The organism is Georgenia deserti (assembly GCF_042680605.1).
GTDB lineage: Bacteria > Actinomycetota > Actinomycetes > Actinomycetales > Actinomycetaceae > Allobogoriella > Allobogoriella deserti.
Genome location: NZ_JBHUEE010000002.1, coordinates 630,403 through 648,507 on the forward strand (window position 1 = coordinate 630,403; position 18,105 = coordinate 648,507).

Here is an 18,105-nt window from a genome sequence, read left to right on the forward strand (position 1 = left end):
CTCAGGCCGAGACGATGTCGACCGGGTGGCCGCGGCGGGCCGAGGCGTAGGCGGCCTCGACGATCCGGGTGGTGCGCACCCCCACCGCCCCGTCCGGCTGCGGCGCACGGCCGGTGCGCAGCGCATCGACGAACTCGGCGACCAGCAGCCCGTCCAGGTCCGTCCCGTAAGGCAACCAGAGCGGCGACCGCCGGGGCTGGGAGAACCCGTCGACGCGCTGGGTGAACGCGTCCAGGTCCGCGACTCCGTCCGAACCGACGACCTGGAGCGTCAGTCCGCCCCACGTGGGGTAGTCGTCGGGCTTGGACCAGCTGCAGTCGACGGTCACGACCACGCCGCCGTCGTAGGCGATCGAGACCAGTCCGGCCGTCTCGGCACCGGCACGGTCGGCGTGCAGCACCTGGTTGGACTGGGCGTAGACGCTGCGCGGCTCGGCCCCGCCGAGCAGGGCGTCCATGAGATCGGCGACGTGGACGGTGTGGTCCGTCATCGCCCCGCCACCGGCGAGCGCCGGGTCCGCGAACCAGGCCCGCCCGGCCGGAAGTTGCCCGTTGTTCGTCCCGGTGACCGCGCACAGCTCGCCGAGCGCGCCGTCGGCGACTCTCTCGCGCAGCGCCGCGAAGGCGGGTGAGAACCGCACCGGGAACGCCACCATCAGAGCCGCACCAGCCTCTGCGCAGGCCGCGACCATGGCCTCGGCGTCGGCCACCGAGGTGGCAAGCGGCTTCTCGCACAGCACGTGAGCGCCGGCAGCGGCGGCGCGCTCGACGTAGGGCCGGTGCCGGGCATTCTCGGAGCAGACGACGACGCCGTCCGGCTCCCAGGCCAACAGCTCGTCGAGCGTCTCGACGTAGTCGGCGCCGAGGTCCCGCGCCATCGCGGCACCGCCGCTCTCGCCGGGCCGGTCGCCGTGGTCGGGATCCGTGGTGAGCACGTCGACACCGGGAAGGGCAAGCAGGTTGCGGACATAGGCGACGGCGTGGGTGTGCGCGAACGAGGCGACACCGATCCGCAGCGGCGTGGTCGTCCGGGCGATCATGCGGCACCCTCCAGGGTCGGTGCGAGCTCGACGGCGTCCCCGCTGAGCAGGGACGCGTTCGCCGCTTCGGCGAGGCGGACGGCCGCCACCCCGTCCTCGGCGCCGACGCGCGCGGGTGCCCCGCCGCGGACGGCCGTCGCAAGCTCGCGCAGCTCGGTCAGGTACGGGTCCTCGGTGAAGGAGGTGCCCGGCAGCAGGCCGTGGCTCTCCCCGGCGGCGCCGGTGTCCAGGCGCAGAGGGGCGTGCTCGGCGGAGTCGTGCCGGACGAAGCCCTCCGAGCCCGCCACCTCGAAGGTGGTGCGAAAGGCGCTGCCGGGCGCGGCCCACGTGCCGGTGACGTAGCTCAGCGCTCCCGAGGCGTGGGTGAGCACCACCTGTGCGCTGACGACGCCGAGCCGGTCCGTCCGGTCCGGGGTGACGGACTGGCGGGCGAAGACGCGGACCACCTCCCCCGCGGTCCACCGGGCGAAGTCCAGGTCGTGGATCATCTGGTCCATGACGATCCCGCCGGACAGGCGCGGGTCCGCGAACCAGGGCTTGACCGGGCGGGCGCCGAGCCGGGTGAACCGCTGGACCGCGATCTCGCCGACGCCCCCGGCGGCGACGTGCTCGCGCATGGCCGCGTAGGCCGGGAAGAACCGCACCACGTGCGCCGGGTAGAGCGCCAGGCCCGCCGACCGCGCGGCTTCGACAAGCTCTCCGGCCTCGGCCGAGGTCAGCGCCAGCGGCTTCTCGCAGATGACGTCCAGCCCCGCGGCGAAGGCGGCGCGGACCACCTCGCCGTGCGTATAGGTCGGGGTGGCGACGTCGACGACGTCGGCACCGTCGAACGCCTCCGCGCGGGTGTCCACCACCGTTCCGCCGCCATGCGCGGCGACGAGTTCGCCCGCGCCGTCGTGGGAGTACACCCGTACGTCGGCGCCCAGCGTGAGCCAGGCGTCGATGTGGGCGTTCGCGATCCCGCCGGCGCCGATCAGGGCGACGCGCGGTCCGTCCTCGGTCCTCACTGGCTGTTCTCCTCCTTCTCGGGGTCCGGCACGCCAGGGTTCGGCCTTGCCACGTCCCGGGCAGCGGGAGCCGCTCCGCCGGCCGCCGCGGTGCCGTCCGGACCGACCGGTGGCGGGATCCGGACCGGCACGCTGCCCGCGCGGATGGACTCGGTGCCGCACACGCCGGTCGCGACCGCCGCCCGGGCGTCCAGCGGCGTCGTCCGCGGCGTCGCCCCGCCGCGGACGGCGGCGCAGAACTCCGCGATGATGGAGGCGTCGGCACCACCGTGGCCGCCGATGCCGCCGGCGACCGGGACGGTGAGGTGCCCCTCCGGCTCGAAGTTCGTGCGGCGGTTCCAGACCTTGATCTCCGCGCCGTCGAGGTCGCCGAAGTTCTCCAGCCGGCCCGCGGTGCCGATCACCGTGTAGTTGCGCCAGTAGTCCGGAGTGAAGTGGCACTGCGTGTAGCTCGCGAGGACTCCGTTGTCGAGATGCATCTGGAGCATCGAGGTGTCCTCGACGTCGACGACGGGGTTGAGCTCGCGCAACGCTGTCGGCGGCCAGTTGTCGTAGGAGAACCAGTCGGGCATCCGGCGGTCGGAGTTGTCGCGCCGATCGGTGATCGAGCCGTAGACCTGCAGCGCGCCCATCCCGACGACGAGATCCGTGTGCCCGCCGGCCAGCCAGTGGATGACGTCGATGTCGTGCGCGCCCTTCTGCAGCAGCAGTCCGGTGGCGCGGGAGGCGTCGGCGTGCCAGTCCTTGAAGTAGTAGTCACCGCCGTGGCCGACGAAGTGCCGGCACCAGACGGTCATCACCTCGCCGATGGCGCCGTCCTCGATGAGCCGGCGCATCTCGGTGACGACCGGGACGTGGCGCATGTTGTGCCCGGGCACGAGGAGCATGCCGGAGCGGGCCTGGGCCGCGAGGATGGCGTCGCAGTCGGCCAGCGTCGTGGCCATCGGCTTCTCGAGGTAGACGGGCACACCGGCATCGAGGAGGTCGACGGCGACCGACGCGTGCCGATCGTCCGGGGTGAGCACGAGGACACCGTCGAGGCCGGCGTCGAGCAGGTCGCGGTGGTCGGCGACGGTGCTCACCGCCGCACCGAACAACTCTTCCGCCCGCTCCCGTGCCCGGGGGTCCGGGTCGGCCGCGGCGACCACCCGGGCCCCGGCCGCGCCGGCGTGCGTGGCGAGCCGTGCGCGGGCCCCGACGCCGACGACGCCGAGCCGCAGCTGCGCCCCGCTCATCCCTTGGTCCCCGACAGTGCGATGCCTTGGACGAAGTGGCGCTGCAGCAGGATGTAGACGAGCAGCATCGGCAGGCTGGCGAGCAACGAGCCGGCCATGAGCACCGGGTAGTTGGTGAGGAACTGCCCCTGCAGGGTGGTCAGGCCGGCGCTGATCGGCATGACGGACGGGTCGGTGTTGACCACGAGGGGCCAGAGCAGGTCGTTCCACGCGTGCATGAGGGTGATGACGGCCAGGGCGGCGAGCGCGGGCCGGACGAGCGGGAGCATGATGGACCAGTAGATCCGCAGCCGGCCGGCGCCGTCCAGCAGCGCCGCCTCCTCCAGCTCCTTGGGGATGGTCAGGAAGAACTGGCGCAGCAGGAAAGTCCCGAACGCGGAGAACATGCCCGGCAGCACCAGCGCGGTCAGGGTGTTGAGCAGGCCGAGCTCGACCATGATCTCGTACTGCGGCAGCACCAGCAGCTGGGTGGGGACCATGAGCACCGACAGGAACAGCGCGAAGAGGAGATTCCGGCCGGGGAACTCGAGCCGGGCGAAGGCGTAGGCCGCCAACGAGCACATGACGAGCTGGCCCAGCGTGCGCGCGAGCGCCACGAGCACGGAGTTGCCGAGCTGCTCGGCGAACGGCAGGACCTGGAAGACCTCGGTGAAGGCGTCCCACCGCCACTGCGCGGGCAGCACCGAGACCGGCACCGCGATCGCCTCGGCCTGCGTCTTGAACGCGGTGAGGATCTGCCAGACGAACGGGAAGACCATGACGACGACGCCGGCCAGCAGCACCGCATGCGTCGCCACGCTCCCGGCCCGGGTGCCGCGGGCGGATCCCCGGTTGGGTCGGACGGGTGCCGGCTCACGCATACTCGACCCACCTTCGCTGCAGTCGGAACTGAATCGCGGTCAGCGCCGCGATGAGGATCATGAGCAGGAACGCCATGGCGGTGGCCGGCCCCTTCGTGTTGTCCACGAACGCCGTCTCGTAGAAGAGCGTGACGATCGACTGCGTGGCGTTGTAGGCGGGGTTGGCGCCCGAGCTCTGCGACATCACATAGATGAGGTCGAAGATCTGCAGCGTCGCGATGACGTTGATGACGGTGCAGAAGAAGATGCTCGGGCTCAGCAGCGGCAGCGTGATGTGCCAGAACCGACGCAGCGGACCGGCACCGTCGATCTCGGCCGCCTCGCTGTAGTGGGTGGGGATGGCCTTGATGCCGGCGATGAAGATGACGAGGTAGTAGCCGATCTGGGACCAGACCTGCACCGCGCCGATGGCCACGAGCGCCGTCGCCGGGTTCGCCACCCAGTACGTGCCGGAGATGCCGAACATCTCGAGGAAGGAGTTGAGCAGGCCGTACTCGCCGTTGTACAGCCACTTCCAGACCATGCCGCTGGCCACCGGCAAGGTGATGAACGGGATGAAGTACAGCGCGCGGTAGACGGAGACGCCGCGCAGGCCGGGCTTGTTCAGCAGCGCGGCGATGACGATCGCGGCCGGGATGACGAGCAGGCCGATGGCCATGTAGCACAGCGTGTTGACCAGAGCTCGCCAGAACACCTCCGAGGAGAAGACGGAGAGATAGTTGTCGAGCCCGGTGAACGTGTTGCCACCGAACGGACCCCAGTCGGTGAAGCTGAGCGCGAAGGTGGCCAGCGCCGGGTAGAGGTAGAGCGCGAAGAGCCCGATCGCCACGGGCGCGACGAAGAGGTAGCTGACGACCGCGGTGCGTCGTCGCGCGGATGTACCGCGGACCGGGGGCGTCACAGTGGTCGCGGCCGGTGCCGCCGTCGTCGTGGTCACGCGTTCGCCTCCGCCTCGAGGACTCGTTCCATCTCGGCCGCCAGCGCCCGGGAGGCGTCCGCGATATTGCGGCCGGGGTCGCCGATCCAGGCCGGGGCCAGGTAGGTCTCCTGCAGCCGTTCCCAGGCGTTCGTCTCCATCGACGCCGGATACGCGGTGGCGTCGGGGATCTGATCGATGAAGGCCTGGAGGTTGAACTCCGGGCGGGAGGCGAGGTACTCGCCCTCGGTGCCCGCGAAGCTCGGCAGGATCGAGCCGCTGGCGCCCTGGATCTCGCCGACCTCGCGGCCCGCGAGGAACTTGACGAACTCGTACGCGGCGTCGGGGAACGGCGTCCGGGCGTTGACCGCGTTGGCCAGGCCGTGGATGACGTTGCCGCGACGCCGCCCGGCCGGCAGCACGGCGATGCCGGTGCGCTCGCGCACCGCCGGGTCGTCGTAGGCCTGGACGGCGTCGTTCGGCAGGCCGTAGTACATGGCGACCTGACCGCCGAGGAACAGGGCGCGGCCGTCGGTGTCGGCGGTGGCCATGGCGTTCGGGGCGAGACCGGAATTGACCATGTCGGTCCAGAACTCCAGCCCGCCAATGGTCTCCTCGGCGGCGAAGCCGGAACGGGCGCCGTCGAGCACCCAGCCCTCGTTCTGGAAGATCGCCGGGTAGAGGTTGCGCTGCCGGTCGAGGGCCGAGCTGATCCCGTACTGCCCGCGGGCGGGGTCGCGGAACTCGGCGACGGCGTCCCGGACGGTCTGCCAGGTCCACGTCTCGTCGGGGTAGGGCACACCGGCGCGGTCGAAGAGCTCGGTGTTGTAGTAGAGCGCGATGCAGTCGTAGTCCTTGGGGATGGCGTACTGCTCGCCCTCGAACGCGTACAGGTCGACGAGGTTCTCGGGGTGGTCGGCGGCCAGGTCGACACCGTCGGCGGCGAGCCGGTCGCCGAGCGGCAGCAGCGTGTCGTAGTAGGAGAACCGTTGGATGTTCGGGGCGTTCATCCAGAACACGTCGGGCGCGCCGCCGCCGGTGATGGAGGTCTGCAGCCGGGTCCAGTAGGTGGTGAACGGGGTGAGCTGGAGGGTGATCTCGATGTCCGGGTGCTCGCGCCGGAACGCGGCAACGATCTCCTGCATCGCGGGGAGCTGGAGCTGGTCCCAGATGCCGTAGGAGATCCGGGCGACGCCGGCCGGCCGGGGTCCGGCGTCCTGTTCCCGCGAGCACGCCGCGGTGGTGGCGCCGGCCACGGCCAGTGCCGCGCCGCCGAGGAACGTCCGCCGTCTCATGACACCCTGCCTTCCACTCGTGTCCCGGCATCGTCGAGCAGCACCTCTAGCTGGGGGTTCTGGCCGGCGGCACGCAGCAGCGCGCGCCGCACACCGCCGAGGGTCACCGCGGTGTCCGCGAGCTCTCCGAGCCTCAGCGGCGGCATGAGGTCGTCGACCACGGGCACGTGCCGGTCGACGGCCTCGACGAGGAGCCGGCCCGCGCGCGAGAGGCCGCCACCGAGGACCATGACGTCGGGGTCGAGGACATGGGCGAGCGTCTCCACGCTCCGGGCGAGCCGGCTGGCGAGGTCCTCGACGCGGGCGGCCGCGGTGGGCTCACCGGCGGCCGCGGCGGCGAAGACTTCCGGGACGCGGGCGTCGTCCGCGGCCGCGGTCTCACCGAGCAGGACCTTCACGTTGTCGACGAACAGGGCGGGGATCGCGCCGATCTCGCCGGCGCCGCCGGTGCGGCCGGTGTGGACGCGGCCGCCGAGGAGCAGACCTGCGGAGGTGCGGCGGCCGACGTGGAGATAGACGACGTCGTCGGTGCCGCGGGCGGCTCCACGCCAGTGCTCGCCGACGGCGGCGAGGTTGGCGTCGTTGACGATCTCGACCGGGCGTGCGGACCACTGCTCGAGCTCGTGTCCGACGTGCCGGCCGCTCCAGTCCGGGACCACGGTGGAACGGCGGATGCGACCGGAGGCGTCGACGATGCCCGGAACGCCGACGCAGAGCGCGGCGAGCCGGTCCAGGTCCACTTCGGCGGCGTGGCAGCTCTTGAGCAGGACGTCCTGGACGACGGCGAGTCGCCGGTCGCCGGGGGCGTGCGCGGCGACCGTGGTCTCGTGGTGGGCGCGGACGGTGCCGGTCAGATCTGCGACGACCGCGCGGACGGTGTGGACGCCGACGTCGACGCCCGCCACGAGGACCGCGTCCGGGTCGACGCCGAACACGCGGGCCGGGCGGCCCGCACCGTGCCGGTCCGTGGCGGGCGGACCGGACGTGACCCACCCCGCCGCGCCCAGGTCACCGAGGATCGCGGTGAGCGTGGGGCGCGAGAGTCCGGTGGCCGTGCCGAGCTCCGCCTGGGTGAGCCGCCCTTGGGGGCCGAGGGCCGCGAGGACCCGGCGGGTGTTGGCGGCACGTTCGACGGAGCGCCGCGGAGCCTCGACCATCCGCAGCACCTCCGTCCTCATCGATCGGCGTTCTGTTAAGGCCCTTTACGGAATTTGTTGTTGCGGAACAGTAGTGCACCGCGCTACACGTGTCCAGAACCGCTCCGCCGCACCGCGTCCGCTCGCGCCCGCCGCCCATGACGCGACGCGACTCACGCCGCGGCCCGCTCCGCACGGTCGCTGCCGACCCGTCTCACGCGCGACAATGGCGGGATGCCTGACGGCCCACTGATCGTCCAGTCCGACAAGTCGCTGCTCCTCGAGGTCGACCACCCGCTCGCCAAGGACGCGCGCCGCGCCATTGCGCCCTTCGCCGAGCTCGAGCGCGCCCCGGAGCACGTGCACACCTACCGCCTGACGCCCTTGGGCCTGTGGAACGCGCGCGCCGCCGGCCACGACGCCGAGCAGGTGGTCGACGCCCTGGTGCGGTACTCGCGCTATCCGGTTCCCCACCCGTTGCTGGTCGACGTCGCGGACACCATGGACCGCTACGGCCGCCTGCAGCTGGTCAAGCACCCCACTCACGGGCTCGTGCTGCACGCGCTGGACAAGCCGGTGCTCGAGGAGGTGCTGCGGTCCAAGCGCACCAAGGGCATGGTCGGCACCCGCATCGACGACGAGAACGTCGCAGTGCATCCCTCCGAGCGCGGCCGGCTCAAGCAGGCCCTGGTCAAGCTCGGCTGGCCGGCCGAGGACCTGGCCGGCTACGTCGACGGCGAGGCCCACGACATCAGCCTCGAACAGGACGACTGGCACCTGCGCCCCTACCAGGAGGAGGCGGTGGAGACCTTCTGGCACGGCGGCTCCGGCGTCGTCGTGCTGCCGTGCGGCGCCGGCAAGACCCTGGTGGGTGCGGGCGCCATGGCCCGGTCGGGCACCACCACGCTCATCCTCGTGACCAACACCGTGGCCGCGCGGCAGTGGAAGGACGAGCTCGTCCGCCGCACGTCGCTGACCGAGGACGAGATCGGTGAGTACTCCGGCACCCGCAAGGACGTCCGCCCGGTCACCATCGCCACCTATCAGGTGCTCACCACCAGGCGGAAGGGCACCTACACCCATCTCGAACTGCTCGACGCGCACGACTGGGGCCTCATCGTCTACGACGAGGTGCACCTGCTGCCGGCGCCGATCTTCCGGATGACGGCGGACCTGCAGGCGCGGCGTCGCCTCGGACTGACGGCCACTCTGGTCCGCGAGGACGGCCGCGAGGACGAGGTGTTCTCCCTCATCGGCCCGAAGCGGTACGACGCCCCGTGGAAGGACATCGAGTCCCAGGGGTACATCGCACCGGCGGAGTGCACGGAGGTCCGGCTGACCCTGCCCGACGGCGACCGGCTCGCCTACGCCACCGCCGAGCCCGAAGAGCGCTATCGGCTCGCCGCCTCGGCCCCGGGCAAGACCCGCGTGGTCCGGCAGATCCTGGACAAGCATCAGGGTGAGCAGACGCTGGTCATCGGGCAGTACCTGGACCAGCTCGGCGAGCTGTCGCAGGCGCTGGACGCCCCGCTGGTGACCGGCGAGACGACGGTGGCCGAGCGGCAGCGGCTGTTCGACGGCTTCCGCGCCGGGGAGATCGACGTGCTCGTGGTCTCCAAGGTCGCCAACTTCTCCATCGACCTGCCCGAGGCCTCCCTGGCCATCCAGGTCTCGGGCTCGTTCGGCTCGCGCCAGGAGGAGGCGCAGCGGCTCGGCCGGCTCATGCGCCCCAAGGCGGACGGCCGTTCCGCGCACTTCTACGCGATCGTCGCACGCGACACGGTGGACCAGGACTTCGCGGCGCACCGGCAGCGGTTCCTCGCCGAACAGGGATACGCGTACACGATCGTCGACGCCGAGGACCTGGCTGCCGCCTGAGCCGAGGCGCCGCCACGGATCCGACGAGCCGCCCGGACCCTGAACGGGCGGGCCCGCGGAAGAGTTCCCGTCCTCGGCCCGCCGCGAATGGGGAGCCGAACTCGTTGCGCCTGGCCACCGCTGCGGCCAGGATCGAAGGTGTGAGACTCCGCGCTGCCTCGAGGACGCTTGCCGCTGCCACCGTGGCCCTGGTGCCCGTGCTCGCGGCGGCGCCGGCGGCGGCGGAGGAGCCGATGAACCTGCCGGACCAGGTCACCGACACCGCGGGAGTCCTCGACGACGGCCAGGTCGCCGAGATCCAACAGGCCTTCGACGAGGTCACCGAGTCCTCGGGCGAGGTGCCGTTCATCGCGTTCGTGCCCGACTTCTCAGGGCTACCGAACACCGAGTGGCCCCCGCGGACGGCCGAGGACTCCGGCCTCGGCACGCAGAACCCGCTGGTCGCCGTCGCGATCGACGAGGGGTCGTGGGGTGTCGCGGTGAGCAACTCGGCACCGTACAGCACCGAGGATCTGCAGGGTGCGCTCGAATCCAGCATGGTCCCCGCGCTGAGCGACGGCGACTGGGTGGGAGCGGCCGAGGCCTACGCCGACGAGGTCGAGGACCTCGCTTCCGGCGGGGGCGGCGGCGGGCTTCTCACGTTCGTCATGGTCGCCGTCCTCGTCGTCGCCGTCATCGGGATCATCGCGCTGGTGGTGCGCTCACGCCGGAAGAGCACGGCCGGGCACGACGGCCGCCCGCGCGGCCCGAAACCCAAGCCGCTCCCCCCGGACCATCCGCTCAACCTCCCGACCGACAAGCTCGCCACCCGCGCCGGGCAGGCGCTGCTCGCCGCCGACGACGCCGTCCGCAGCTCCGAGGAGGAGCTCGGCTTCGCCAAGGCGCAGTTCGGGCTGCAGGCCACGGACCCGTTCGCGGCGGCCCTGGAGGAGGCCAAGCAGCAGTCGCGGCAGGCGTTCAACATCCGCCAGCGACTCGACGACGACATCCCGGAGACCGAGCAGCAGCAGCGTCAGATGTACGCCGACATCATTCAGCTCACCGACGAGGTGGACAGGACGCTCTCGGCGCAGGCGGAGCACTTCGCCAAACTCCGGGACATCCAGGCCCGCGCCCCGCAGGCACTGGACGAGATGGATCAGCGCGCCCGTGAGGTGGAGCGGCAGATCGAGAGTGCCCGCGCCCAGCTCGCCAACCTCGCGACCCGCTACCCCGCGAGCGCGCTCGCCTCGGTCCGGGACAACCCGGAGCAGGCCAAGGACCTGCTGCGCGGTGCCCATGACGCGGTCGAGAAGGGCCGCGAGAAGGTGGCCGACGGTGATCGGCAGACCGCCGTCACCCACGTCCACATCGCCGAGGAGGCGATCGCGCAGGCCGACGCGCTGCTCAAGGAGGTGCACGGAGCCGGGGACATGCTCGCCGACGCAGGCCGGCGCCTGGACGCCGCGATCGCCTCCATCACGGCGGACGTGCGCGACGCCAAGCGTCTCGCCCCCGAGGACCTGGAGATCAACGCCCGGCGCAAGGAGGCCGAGGCGGCGATCGCGCAGGGTCACGAGGCCCGCACCGGCGGCGACCCGCTCGCCGCGCTGCAGCGGTTGGAAGCGGCGGAAAGCGCGATCGACGAGGCGCTCGCCGACGCCCGGGGTGAGGAGGAGCACCGCCGCAAGGCCGCCCAGCAAGTGGGCGACCGGTTGGATCGCCTCGATGCAAGCCTGCGGCGGGTCTCCACCTACATCTCCACCCACCGCGGCAGCGTGGGCCACGAGGCCCGCACCCGGTTCTCCGAGGCCCAGCGGCTCGCGGACGAGGCCCGCACCGTCGCCCAGAGCGACCCGGCTGCGGCGATGCGAGCCGTCACGCAGGCCGAGCGGCGTCTCGCCGACGCCCAGAACCTCGCCCAGCGCGACGTCGACCGGTTCAACCCGTGGGGTGGCGGCGGCTTCGGCGGAGGCGGCTACGGAGGGCGGCGTGGCGGTGTGGACGCCGGCTCACTGATCCTCGGTGGCATCCTCGGCGGCATGCTGGGCGGTGGTGGCCACCGCGGCGGGTTCGGCGGCTTCGGTGGCGGTTTCGGCGGAGGCGGCGGTGGCTTCGGCGGAGGCGGCGGTGGCTTCGGTGGAGGCGGCGGCTTCGGCGGGGGTGGTGGCCGCTTCTGACCGTTCCGTCGGTACCGCCAACGCCCGTCAGTAGCCCTCAGTACCCTCGCAACCCCGTCGATCCCCGTCGCCCGCAGACCTGCGTCCACCCCGGCCGGCCACCGGCCACCCACAGCACATCCGTTCCAGCGTCACGACCGAGAAGGGCAGCACCATGGCAGAGAAGCAGAGCATCCTGGGCCGCATCAGCCAGCTCACCCGAGCGAACATCAACGCGCTCCTCGACCGGGCCGAGGACCCGGAGAAGATGCTCGACCAGATGATCCGCGACTACACCTCCTCGATCGCCGAGGCCGAGGACGCCGTGGCGGTGACGATCGGGAACCTGCGCCTGGCCGAGCAGGACCACGCGGCCGACCTCGCCGAGGCCCGCGACTGGGGCCAGAAGGCCCTCGCCGCCTCGACCAAGGCCAAGGAGATGCGCGCGCAGGGCAACGAGTCCGAGGCGTCCCGGTTCGACAACCTCGCGCGGATCGCGGTGAGCAAGCAGATCACGGCGGAGAACGAGGCCAAGGACGCCGAGCCGATGATCGACTCGCAGAACGAGGTCGTCGAGAAGCTCAAGACCGGGCTGACCCAGATGCGCACGAAGCTGGACGAGCTCAAGTCCAAGCGTGATCAGCTCGTGGCCCGCGCCAAGAGCGCCGAGGCGCAGTCGCAGGTGCAGAGCGCGATCTCCTCGATCAACGTCATGGACCCGACCTCGGAGATCTCCCGGTTCGAGGAGCAGATCCGCCGCGAGGAGGCGCGGGTGGCCGGGCACGCAGAGCTCCAGGGCTCGAGCCTGGAATCGCAGTTCGCCGAGCTCGAGGACCACAGCCGCGACGCGGAGATCGAGGCCCGCCTCGCCGCGCTGCAGTCCGGCTCCCCCGCGGGACAGATCGGCAGCGCTGAGGAGCAGGCCACTCCGGCACCGGCGCCCGACGAGGACCGAACGACCTACTGAGCCACCACCTGCCCACACCTCGCCACGGGCTCGGGCCGCGCGCTCAGGCCCGTGGCGAGGAGTGCGCGCGGCGTCGTCGGGGATGATCGGGACATGCAGTTCCAGGACGTGGTCCACCAACGGCGCATGGTCCGCCGCTACACCCCCGAGCCGGTCGACCCCGCCGTCCTGACCCGCCTGCTCGAGAACGCCACACGCGCCCCGAGCGCCGGGTTCAGCCAGGGCTGGGCCTTCCTCGTCCTGGACACCGCTGACGACCTCGCACGCTTCTGGGACGCCACCACTCCACCGGAGCGGGCCGGCCGGCCGGACGCGTGGTTGCGGGGCATGCGCACCGCACCCGTGGTCATCGTGCCGCTGGCCTGCGAGGACGCCTACCGGCGTCGCTACGCCGAGCCCGACAAGGGGCGCCGTCCCGGTCAGCAGGGCGAGCTGCCCTGGTCGGTGCCGTACTGGCACGTCGACGCCGGTATGGCGGCGCTGCTCATCCTGCTCGGCGCCGTCGACGCCGGCCTGGGCGCCTGCTTCTTCGGGGTGCCCGCCGCCCGGGTGGGTGAGCTGCGCGCGCGGTTCGGCATCCCGGACGACCACGAGCCGGTCGGTGCCGTCACGGTCGGGCACCCTGACCCGGGCCCGTCGCCGGCCGGCTCACCCGCCCGGCGAGGTCGTCGACCGCTCGAGGAGGTCGTCCACCGCGGCCGCTGGTGAACCGGCCTCCGGCCGGATCATCCGCTCCGGATGAGGCGGCGCAACGCGTCCCGGGCGTCGCCGGGCAGGGCCTCCCAGTCCCCCGGGGTGTCCAGGTCGACGCCCAGACCCGGCCGCTGCAGCACGAACGGCGCCACCCCGTGCCGCTCCGCCTCGGCGGCGTGCTCGGCGAAGCTGCCCTGGCCGAAGCGGAAGCGCCAGGCGGCCAGCCCCCTGTCCAGCGCGATCGCGTTCGTCCCCTCGCGGGCGTGGTCCGGCGCGAGCACCACCGGCGCCTCGGCGGTGACCAGGGCGAGCACATCCGTCGGGTCGAGCAGCGGCAGGTCCGCGTGCATCACGGCCACCCGGGCGGCCCGCCCGCTGAAGGCGAAGTCGCACCCGTCCGCCACGGCCCCGTTGAGGCCCTCGCGGGACTGCTCGATGACGTCGAGGCGCACGTCGGCGCCCACGGCCCGGCGCGTCGAGCTCAGGTCCGCGGTCACCACGACCACCCGGTCCACGACGGCCAGCAAGGTGGTCACCACGTGCCGGGCGAGGACGCCGACCAGCCGCTCGCGTTCCTCGGCCCCGAGGTCGGGGGCGAGCCGGCTCTTGCCGTTGGCGCCGCCACGGACCGGGACCACGGCGATGACGCGCCCGCCCGCCGGTCCGCCGTTCTCCGCAGGACCGGTCATGCGATCAGCTCCCGGGCGAGGCGCTCCCGGTCGAGCTGATCGCCCATGACGGTGCCGGTGACGAGCGGGCGCAGGCCCAGTTCCTCGATCGCCGGGGCGAGGTGGGCGTCGACCGAGTCGATCGCCAGCACGTCGAGGATGTCGGCCCACAACCGGGCGACGCCGAGCGCGGAGACCTCGTGGCCCATGGCCTCGAGCATGGCGGCCGCCGGCCCCTTGATCGCCCGGCCACCGACGATCGGGCTGACGCCGACTCGCCGGGCCTGCGTCGTCGTCAGCGCGTCCTGCACGCCCGGGACGGCGAGGATCGGCGCGATGGAGACGAAGGGGTTGGACGGGGCCAGCACGAGGACGTCGGCCGAGTAGATCGCGTCGAGCACCCCGGGCGCGGGCGCGGCCTCGTCGACGCCGTCGAAGGTGACGGCGCGCACCGGGTCGCGATGGCGGCGGGCGACGAAGTACTCCTGGAAGTCGAGCGTCCCCTCGGCGGTCTCGATACGGGTGGCCACCGGCTGGTCGCTCATCGGCAGCAGTCGCGACCGTACGCCCAGGGCGGCGCGCAGGGCATCGGTGACCTCGGAGAGCGGCTCGCCCGCCCGGAGCCGGGCGGTGCGGGCGATGTGGGTGGCGAAGTCCTGATCGCCGACCCGGAACCACGTCGGCACACCGAGCCTGCCGAGGGTCTCCAGAGTGGCAGTGGTGTCTCCGGCGACGCCCCAGCCGGCCTGCGGATCGGCGATCCCGGCCAGCGTGTACATCACGGTGTCGAGGTCCGGGCTCACGTGCAGCCCGTAGATGACGTCGTCGTCGCCGGTGTTGCCGACGACGGTCAGGTCCTCGGGCTGGGCCAGGGCGCCGGCCAGCCCGTGCGCGAGTCTCGCGCCACCGACCCCGCCCGCCAGCAACGTCACGCTCGGGCTCTTGTGCACCAAGGCAGCCTACGACGGGACCCGCCCCTGTCCGCCACGTCCGGCGAGGGTGATCACGGGCACCCGGTCCGTGGGCACGGCACCCGTGCGCCGCGTCGCCGGGTTCAGACCGCGGGCCACGTCCGGTCCCGTCCCTGGGTACGCTGCGAGGCATGGCCGAAACCGCCGCCGCAGCCGCGAAGCCCTCCACCTACCTCCTCGTCGACGGCGAGAACATCGACGCGACGCTCGGGATGAGCGTGCTGGGGCGCCGGCCCAACCCGGAGGAGCGTCCGCGGTGGGATCGGGTACGCGCGTTCGCCTCGGACGTGTGGGACCACGACGCCCGCGGCCTGTTCTTCCTCAACGCCACCAACGGCCAGATGCCGATGAGCTTCGTCCAGGCGCTGCTCGCGATGGACTTCCAGCCGATCCCGCTCGCCGGGGCGAGCCAGGAGAAGGTCGTCGACATCGGTATCCAGCGCACGATGCAGGCGATCCTCGACCAGGGCTACGGCGACGTGCTGCTCGCCACCCACGACGGCGACTACATCCCTCAGCTCGAGGGCCTGCTCGACGCCGGTCGGCAGGTCGGGGTGATGTGCTTCCGCGAGTTCCTCAACGCCGAGGTGACCGCGATGACCGAGCGCGGCCTGCACGTCTACGACCTGGAGGACGACCTCGGCGCGTTCACCTCCGTGCTCCCGCGGGTGCGGATCATCCCGCTCGAGGCCTTCGACCCCACGCGCTACCTGTAAGTGGCCGCCCGAGAAACGGACGAGGACCGGACCGGCTCCCTGCTGCTGCGGCAGGTCCGGCTCGTCCCGGTGGGACAGCGCCCGGGAGAACGGTCGGTGCCCGCCGGTCATCCGGTCGCCGACGACGACGTCGTCGACCTGCGGATCCGCGACGGCGTGCTCCGTGCCACCGCGCCCCGCCTGGCGCGCCGGCCCGGCGAGGAGGTGCTCGACGCGGACGGCCGCTGGGCCGTCCCGGGTCTGTGGGACCACCACGTCCACTTCACCCAGGCGGCCACGACGTTCGACCGGCTCGACCTCACCACGGCCGGCTCCGCCGGCGAGGCGCTGCGCATGGTTGCCGACCACCTCGCCGGACCGGACGCTCCACCGCCCGGCGTGCCCGCGGTCGGCTTCGGCTTCTTCCAGGCCTCCTGGCCGGACACCCCCTCGCTCGCGGCACTGGACGCCGTGGCCGGCGAACGCGCCGTCGTCCTCATCTCCAACGACGTGCACTGCGGCTGGCTCTCGAGCCGGGCCCGGGCCCTGCTCGGTCTGCCCTCCCCGGCCGACGACGACGGCCTGGTGCGTGAGGCGCCGTGGTTCGCGGCCCTGACACGGCTCGGTGACGTCCCCGGCACGCGCCCGGCCGCCGGGTACCGGGCCGCGCAGGCGACGGTGGCTGCGCGCGGCGTCGTCGGCATCACCGAGATGGAGTGGGCGGACAACCGGGCGGACTGGCCGGAGCGGGTGGCCTCCGGGTTGGACCTGCTGCGGGTGCGTACCGCCGTCTACCCGGACCGTCTGGACGGCGTCCTCGGCGACGGTGTGCGAACCGGGGACCGGCTGCCCGGCGGTCGCGGGCTGGTCACAATGGGCCCGCTCAAGGTGATCTCCGATGGGTCACTCAACACGGCGACCGCGCACATCACCGCGACGTATCCCGACCCGGACGAGCCGGACCATCGCCACGGCGTCCAGAACGTCCCGGCCGGCGAGCTCACCGAGCTGTTGCGACGCGCGAACCGCGGCGGGCTGGACGCGGCCGTGCACGCCATCGGTGACGCGGCGGTCGAGGTCGCCCTGGACGCCATCGCCGCTGCCCGGGCGCGCGGATCGGTCGAGCATGCGCAACTGCTGGGCCCGGGGCACGCTGAGCGGTTCGCAGCACTCGGCGTCACGGCGTCGGTCCAACCGGCGCACCTGCTCGACGACCGAGACCTCACCGAGGAACGCTGGCCGGGCCGTGCGGGCGACTGCTTCGCCCTGCGACGCCTTCTCGACGCGGGCGCGCGCGTGGTCTTCGGCTCCGACGCACCGGTGGCGCGGCTGCATCCCTGGCACGCCATGGCCGCCGCCGTCCACCGCAGCGGGGACGACCGGGGGCCGTGGCACCCGGAGCAGCAGCTCACCGCCGCCGAGGCACTTGCCTGCTCGACGGACGGCCAAGGGACGCTGGGTGTCGGGTCCCGTGGCGACGTCGTGCTGCTCGACGCCGATCCGCTCGCGCGCGACCTGGTGCCCCCTGCCGACGGCACCGGTCCCGGACGGCAGCCCGCGATGGATACGGCGGCAGTGGCGGCGCGGCTGCGGGAGATGCCCGTGGCGGCGACGATCCTCGCCGGCCGCCCCACGCACCTGGCCTACTGACGTCGGCGGGCGTGCTCGATGACCGGGTCGAGCGCAGCGTCAGGAGTCGGCGAGCCGTTCGGCGTGCGCCGAGTTGATCGCCGCGAGCGCCGTGAGCGTGCGGGCGAACCGGCGGGCGTCCGCAGGCTCGAGTGTGGCGAGCTCGGCGAGCGCGTCGTCGCGCACGCCGTCCCACGTCTCCTGCCGCAGGTCGGCGCGATGCCCGGAGAGTCCCAGGAGGTGCCCCCGGCGATCGCCCTCCACCGGGCGGCGCTCCACGAAGCCGGCGGCGACGAGGCGGTCCGTGACCTTGGTGATCGCAGCCGGGCTGAGCTGGCTGCGAACGGCGAGCTGCTGGGGTCGCATGGGGCCTTCGCGCTGGAGCACCTCGAGGCAGCGGAGGTCGTTGCGCGAGATGCCGTACCGCTCTGCGGCCCGCTCGAGCAGCGCGTCGTGCGAGGCGTGCAGCATCCGCACGGCCTCGAGCATCGCGGTGGCGGTGTCCCGTGGTCCGGACCGGGTCATGAGGCGATAGTACACGCCGTGTATTGTTTCTGGCGTGAACTTGTCTGGCTCCCGCCCGTTCAGCCGCATAGCGACCGTCCTGTACACCCTGTGGGGCCTGCTCCACGTGGGGCTCGGGGTCTCGATGGTGGCCGGAGTCGACGCGGAGATGCTGACCGATGAAGCCGTCGCCGAGAGCACGATGTTCTTTCTGTGCGCCGTCGTGTTCGGATGCCAGGCGATCGCTGTCGCGCTGACCATGAACCGGCACAACAGCCGCGCGGGGCACTGGCTCAACCTGCTCGTCCTCGGCGCGGTCGACCTCGCATTCCTCCCTGTCATGGTGGTCCCTGGTCACGTCGATCCTGTCGGCGGGCTGTCCGGGCCGTTGGTGTGGCTGCTCGCAGCAGTGGCCTCGACACTCGCCCGACGGCGAGAGCCGGCATCGGTCACCACCTGATTCGGCTCCGCCGG

17 protein-coding genes are annotated in these 18,105 nt (G+C 72.5%); 7 read left to right on the forward strand and 10 right to left on the reverse strand.

Translation table 11 applies throughout. The annotated features are described in order from the left end of the window. Nucleotide 1: 1 nt before the first annotated feature. Genes ACFSE6_RS06490 through ACFSE6_RS06520 form a run of 7 tightly spaced genes read right to left on the reverse strand, consistent with a single transcriptional unit; the run spans nucleotide 2 to nucleotide 7,530 of the window. Nucleotides 2-1,039: a Gfo/Idh/MocA family protein gene (locus ACFSE6_RS06490; protein ID WP_388003773.1), complete on the reverse strand. Its 1,038-nt coding sequence runs from the start codon at nucleotides 1,037-1,039 to the stop codon at nucleotides 2-4. Continuing rightward, on the reverse strand, nucleotides 1,036-2,046 hold the full coding sequence (locus tag ACFSE6_RS06495) for a Gfo/Idh/MocA family protein (protein WP_388003776.1): 1,011 nt from the start codon (nucleotides 2,044-2,046) through the stop codon (nucleotides 1,036-1,038). Before ACFSE6_RS06495 ends, ACFSE6_RS06490 begins: the two co-directional genes overlap by 4 nt. Beyond that, nucleotides 2,043-3,281 (reverse strand): Gfo/Idh/MocA family protein, encoded by a 1,239-nt coding sequence (locus ACFSE6_RS06500; protein WP_388003779.1) that lies wholly within the window; start codon nucleotides 3,279-3,281, stop codon nucleotides 2,043-2,045. The genes ACFSE6_RS06495 and ACFSE6_RS06500 overlap by 4 nt, the downstream gene beginning before the upstream one ends. Further along, nucleotides 3,278-4,141 carry a carbohydrate ABC transporter permease gene (locus tag ACFSE6_RS06505; RefSeq protein ID WP_388003782.1) on the reverse strand — a complete coding sequence of 288 codons (864 nt, stop codon included), beginning with the start codon at nucleotides 4,139-4,141 and terminating at the stop codon, nucleotides 3,278-3,280. The genes ACFSE6_RS06500 and ACFSE6_RS06505 overlap by 4 nt, the downstream gene beginning before the upstream one ends. Next, a complete protein-coding gene (locus ACFSE6_RS06510; RefSeq protein ID WP_388003785.1) occupies nucleotides 4,134-5,078 on the reverse strand; it encodes a carbohydrate ABC transporter permease in 945 nt (314 codons plus the stop codon). Before ACFSE6_RS06510 ends, ACFSE6_RS06505 begins: the two co-directional genes overlap by 8 nt. Next, complete coding sequence (locus tag ACFSE6_RS06515; protein WP_388003788.1) at nucleotides 5,075-6,352, reverse strand: ABC transporter substrate-binding protein; 1,278 nt, start codon at nucleotides 6,350-6,352, stop codon at nucleotides 5,075-5,077. Before ACFSE6_RS06515 ends, ACFSE6_RS06510 begins: the two co-directional genes overlap by 4 nt. Beyond that, a complete protein-coding gene (locus ACFSE6_RS06520; protein ID WP_388003791.1) occupies nucleotides 6,349-7,530 on the reverse strand; it encodes an ROK family transcriptional regulator in 1,182 nt (393 codons plus the stop codon). Before ACFSE6_RS06520 ends, ACFSE6_RS06515 begins: the two co-directional genes overlap by 4 nt. Nucleotides 7,531-7,722: 192 nt before the next feature. On the opposite strand from ACFSE6_RS06520, the gene ACFSE6_RS06525 reads away from it, so the two are divergent. The 4 genes from ACFSE6_RS06525 (at nucleotide 7,723) to ACFSE6_RS06540 (ending at nucleotide 13,179) form a co-directional block, all read left to right on the forward strand. Further along, the gene (locus ACFSE6_RS06525) at nucleotides 7,723-9,366 is read left to right on the forward strand and encodes a DNA repair helicase XPB (protein WP_388003794.1); all 1,644 of its coding nucleotides are present in this window, start codon (nucleotides 7,723-7,725) and stop codon (nucleotides 9,364-9,366) included. A gap of 140 nt (nucleotides 9,367-9,506) precedes the next feature. Continuing rightward, on the forward strand, nucleotides 9,507-11,525 hold the full coding sequence (locus tag ACFSE6_RS06530) for a TPM domain-containing protein (protein ID WP_388003797.1): 2,019 nt from the start codon (nucleotides 9,507-9,509) through the stop codon (nucleotides 11,523-11,525). Between the two features lie 154 nt (nucleotides 11,526-11,679). After that, nucleotides 11,680-12,471 carry a PspA/IM30 family protein gene (locus tag ACFSE6_RS06535; protein ID WP_388003800.1) on the forward strand — a complete coding sequence of 264 codons (792 nt, stop codon included), beginning with the start codon at nucleotides 11,680-11,682 and terminating at the stop codon, nucleotides 12,469-12,471. A gap of 93 nt (nucleotides 12,472-12,564) precedes the next feature. Further along, nucleotides 12,565-13,179, forward strand: a complete 615-nt coding sequence (locus ACFSE6_RS06540; protein ID WP_388003803.1) for a nitroreductase family protein — start codon at nucleotides 12,565-12,567, stop codon at nucleotides 13,177-13,179. 17 nt (nucleotides 13,180-13,196) lie between these two features. Here ACFSE6_RS06540 and cofC read toward each other — a convergent pair whose 3' ends face one another. Both cofC and cofD read right to left on the reverse strand, forming a co-directional pair. Further along, a complete protein-coding gene (cofC, locus tag ACFSE6_RS06545; RefSeq protein ID WP_388003806.1) occupies nucleotides 13,197-13,853 on the reverse strand; it encodes a 2-phospho-L-lactate guanylyltransferase in 657 nt (218 codons plus the stop codon). Further along, nucleotides 13,850-14,782: a 2-phospho-L-lactate transferase gene (cofD, locus tag ACFSE6_RS06550; RefSeq protein ID WP_388003809.1), complete on the reverse strand. Its 933-nt coding sequence runs from the start codon at nucleotides 14,780-14,782 to the stop codon at nucleotides 13,850-13,852. Before cofD ends, cofC begins: the two co-directional genes overlap by 4 nt. Nucleotides 14,783-14,934: 152 nt before the next feature. Here cofD and ACFSE6_RS06555 point away from each other — a divergent pair, with 152 nt between their 5' ends. Both ACFSE6_RS06555 and ACFSE6_RS06560 read left to right on the forward strand, forming a co-directional pair. Beyond that, nucleotides 14,935-15,519 (forward strand): NYN domain-containing protein, encoded by a 585-nt coding sequence (locus ACFSE6_RS06555; RefSeq protein WP_388003812.1) that lies wholly within the window; start codon nucleotides 14,935-14,937, stop codon nucleotides 15,517-15,519. Next, nucleotides 15,520-17,148 (forward strand): amidohydrolase, encoded by a 1,629-nt coding sequence (locus ACFSE6_RS06560; protein ID WP_388003815.1) that lies wholly within the window; start codon nucleotides 15,520-15,522, stop codon nucleotides 17,146-17,148. A gap of 39 nt (nucleotides 17,149-17,187) precedes the next feature. Here the strand turns inward: ACFSE6_RS06560 and ACFSE6_RS06565 are convergent, their stop codons facing one another. Further along, the gene (locus ACFSE6_RS06565) at nucleotides 17,188-17,652 is read right to left on the reverse strand and encodes a MarR family winged helix-turn-helix transcriptional regulator (RefSeq protein ID WP_388003818.1); all 465 of its coding nucleotides are present in this window, start codon (nucleotides 17,650-17,652) and stop codon (nucleotides 17,188-17,190) included. 34 nt (nucleotides 17,653-17,686) lie between these two features. Between ACFSE6_RS06565 and ACFSE6_RS06570 the strand changes: the two genes are divergently transcribed. Further along, nucleotides 17,687-18,091 carry a hypothetical protein gene (locus ACFSE6_RS06570; RefSeq protein WP_388003821.1) on the forward strand — a complete coding sequence of 135 codons (405 nt, stop codon included), beginning with the start codon at nucleotides 17,687-17,689 and terminating at the stop codon, nucleotides 18,089-18,091. The last annotated feature ends 14 nt before the right edge of the window (nucleotides 18,092-18,105 follow it).

Bases quoted from the DNA above. Each gene is read 5' to 3' on its own strand.
- ACFSE6_RS06515 (WP_388003788.1), bottom strand. From the start codon at position 6,352: ATGAGACGGCGGACGTTCCTCGGCGGCGCGGCACTGGCCGTGGCCGGC.
- ACFSE6_RS06535 (WP_388003800.1), top strand. From the start codon at position 11,680: ATGGCAGAGAAGCAGAGCATCCTGGGCCGCATCAGCCAGCTCACCCGA.
- ACFSE6_RS06520 (WP_388003791.1), bottom strand. From the start codon at position 7,530: ATGAGGACGGAGGTGCTGCGGATGGTCGAGGCTCCGCGGCGCTCCGTC.
- ACFSE6_RS06490 (WP_388003773.1), bottom strand. From the start codon at position 1,039: ATGATCGCCCGGACGACCACGCCGCTGCGGATCGGTGTCGCCTCGTTC.
- ACFSE6_RS06555 (WP_388003812.1), top strand. From the start codon at position 14,935: ATGGCCGAAACCGCCGCCGCAGCCGCGAAGCCCTCCACCTACCTCCTC.
- ACFSE6_RS06540 (WP_388003803.1), top strand. From the start codon at position 12,565: ATGCAGTTCCAGGACGTGGTCCACCAACGGCGCATGGTCCGCCGCTAC.
- ACFSE6_RS06500 (WP_388003779.1), bottom strand. From the start codon at position 3,281: ATGAGCGGGGCGCAGCTGCGGCTCGGCGTCGTCGGCGTCGGGGCCCGC.
- cofC (WP_388003806.1), bottom strand. From the start codon at position 13,853: ATGACCGGTCCTGCGGAGAACGGCGGACCGGCGGGCGGGCGCGTCATC.
- ACFSE6_RS06525 (WP_388003794.1), top strand. From the start codon at position 7,723: ATGCCTGACGGCCCACTGATCGTCCAGTCCGACAAGTCGCTGCTCCTC.
- ACFSE6_RS06565 (WP_388003818.1), bottom strand. From the start codon at position 17,652: ATGACCCGGTCCGGACCACGGGACACCGCCACCGCGATGCTCGAGGCC.
- ACFSE6_RS06505 (WP_388003782.1), bottom strand. From the start codon at position 4,141: ATGCGTGAGCCGGCACCCGTCCGACCCAACCGGGGATCCGCCCGCGGC.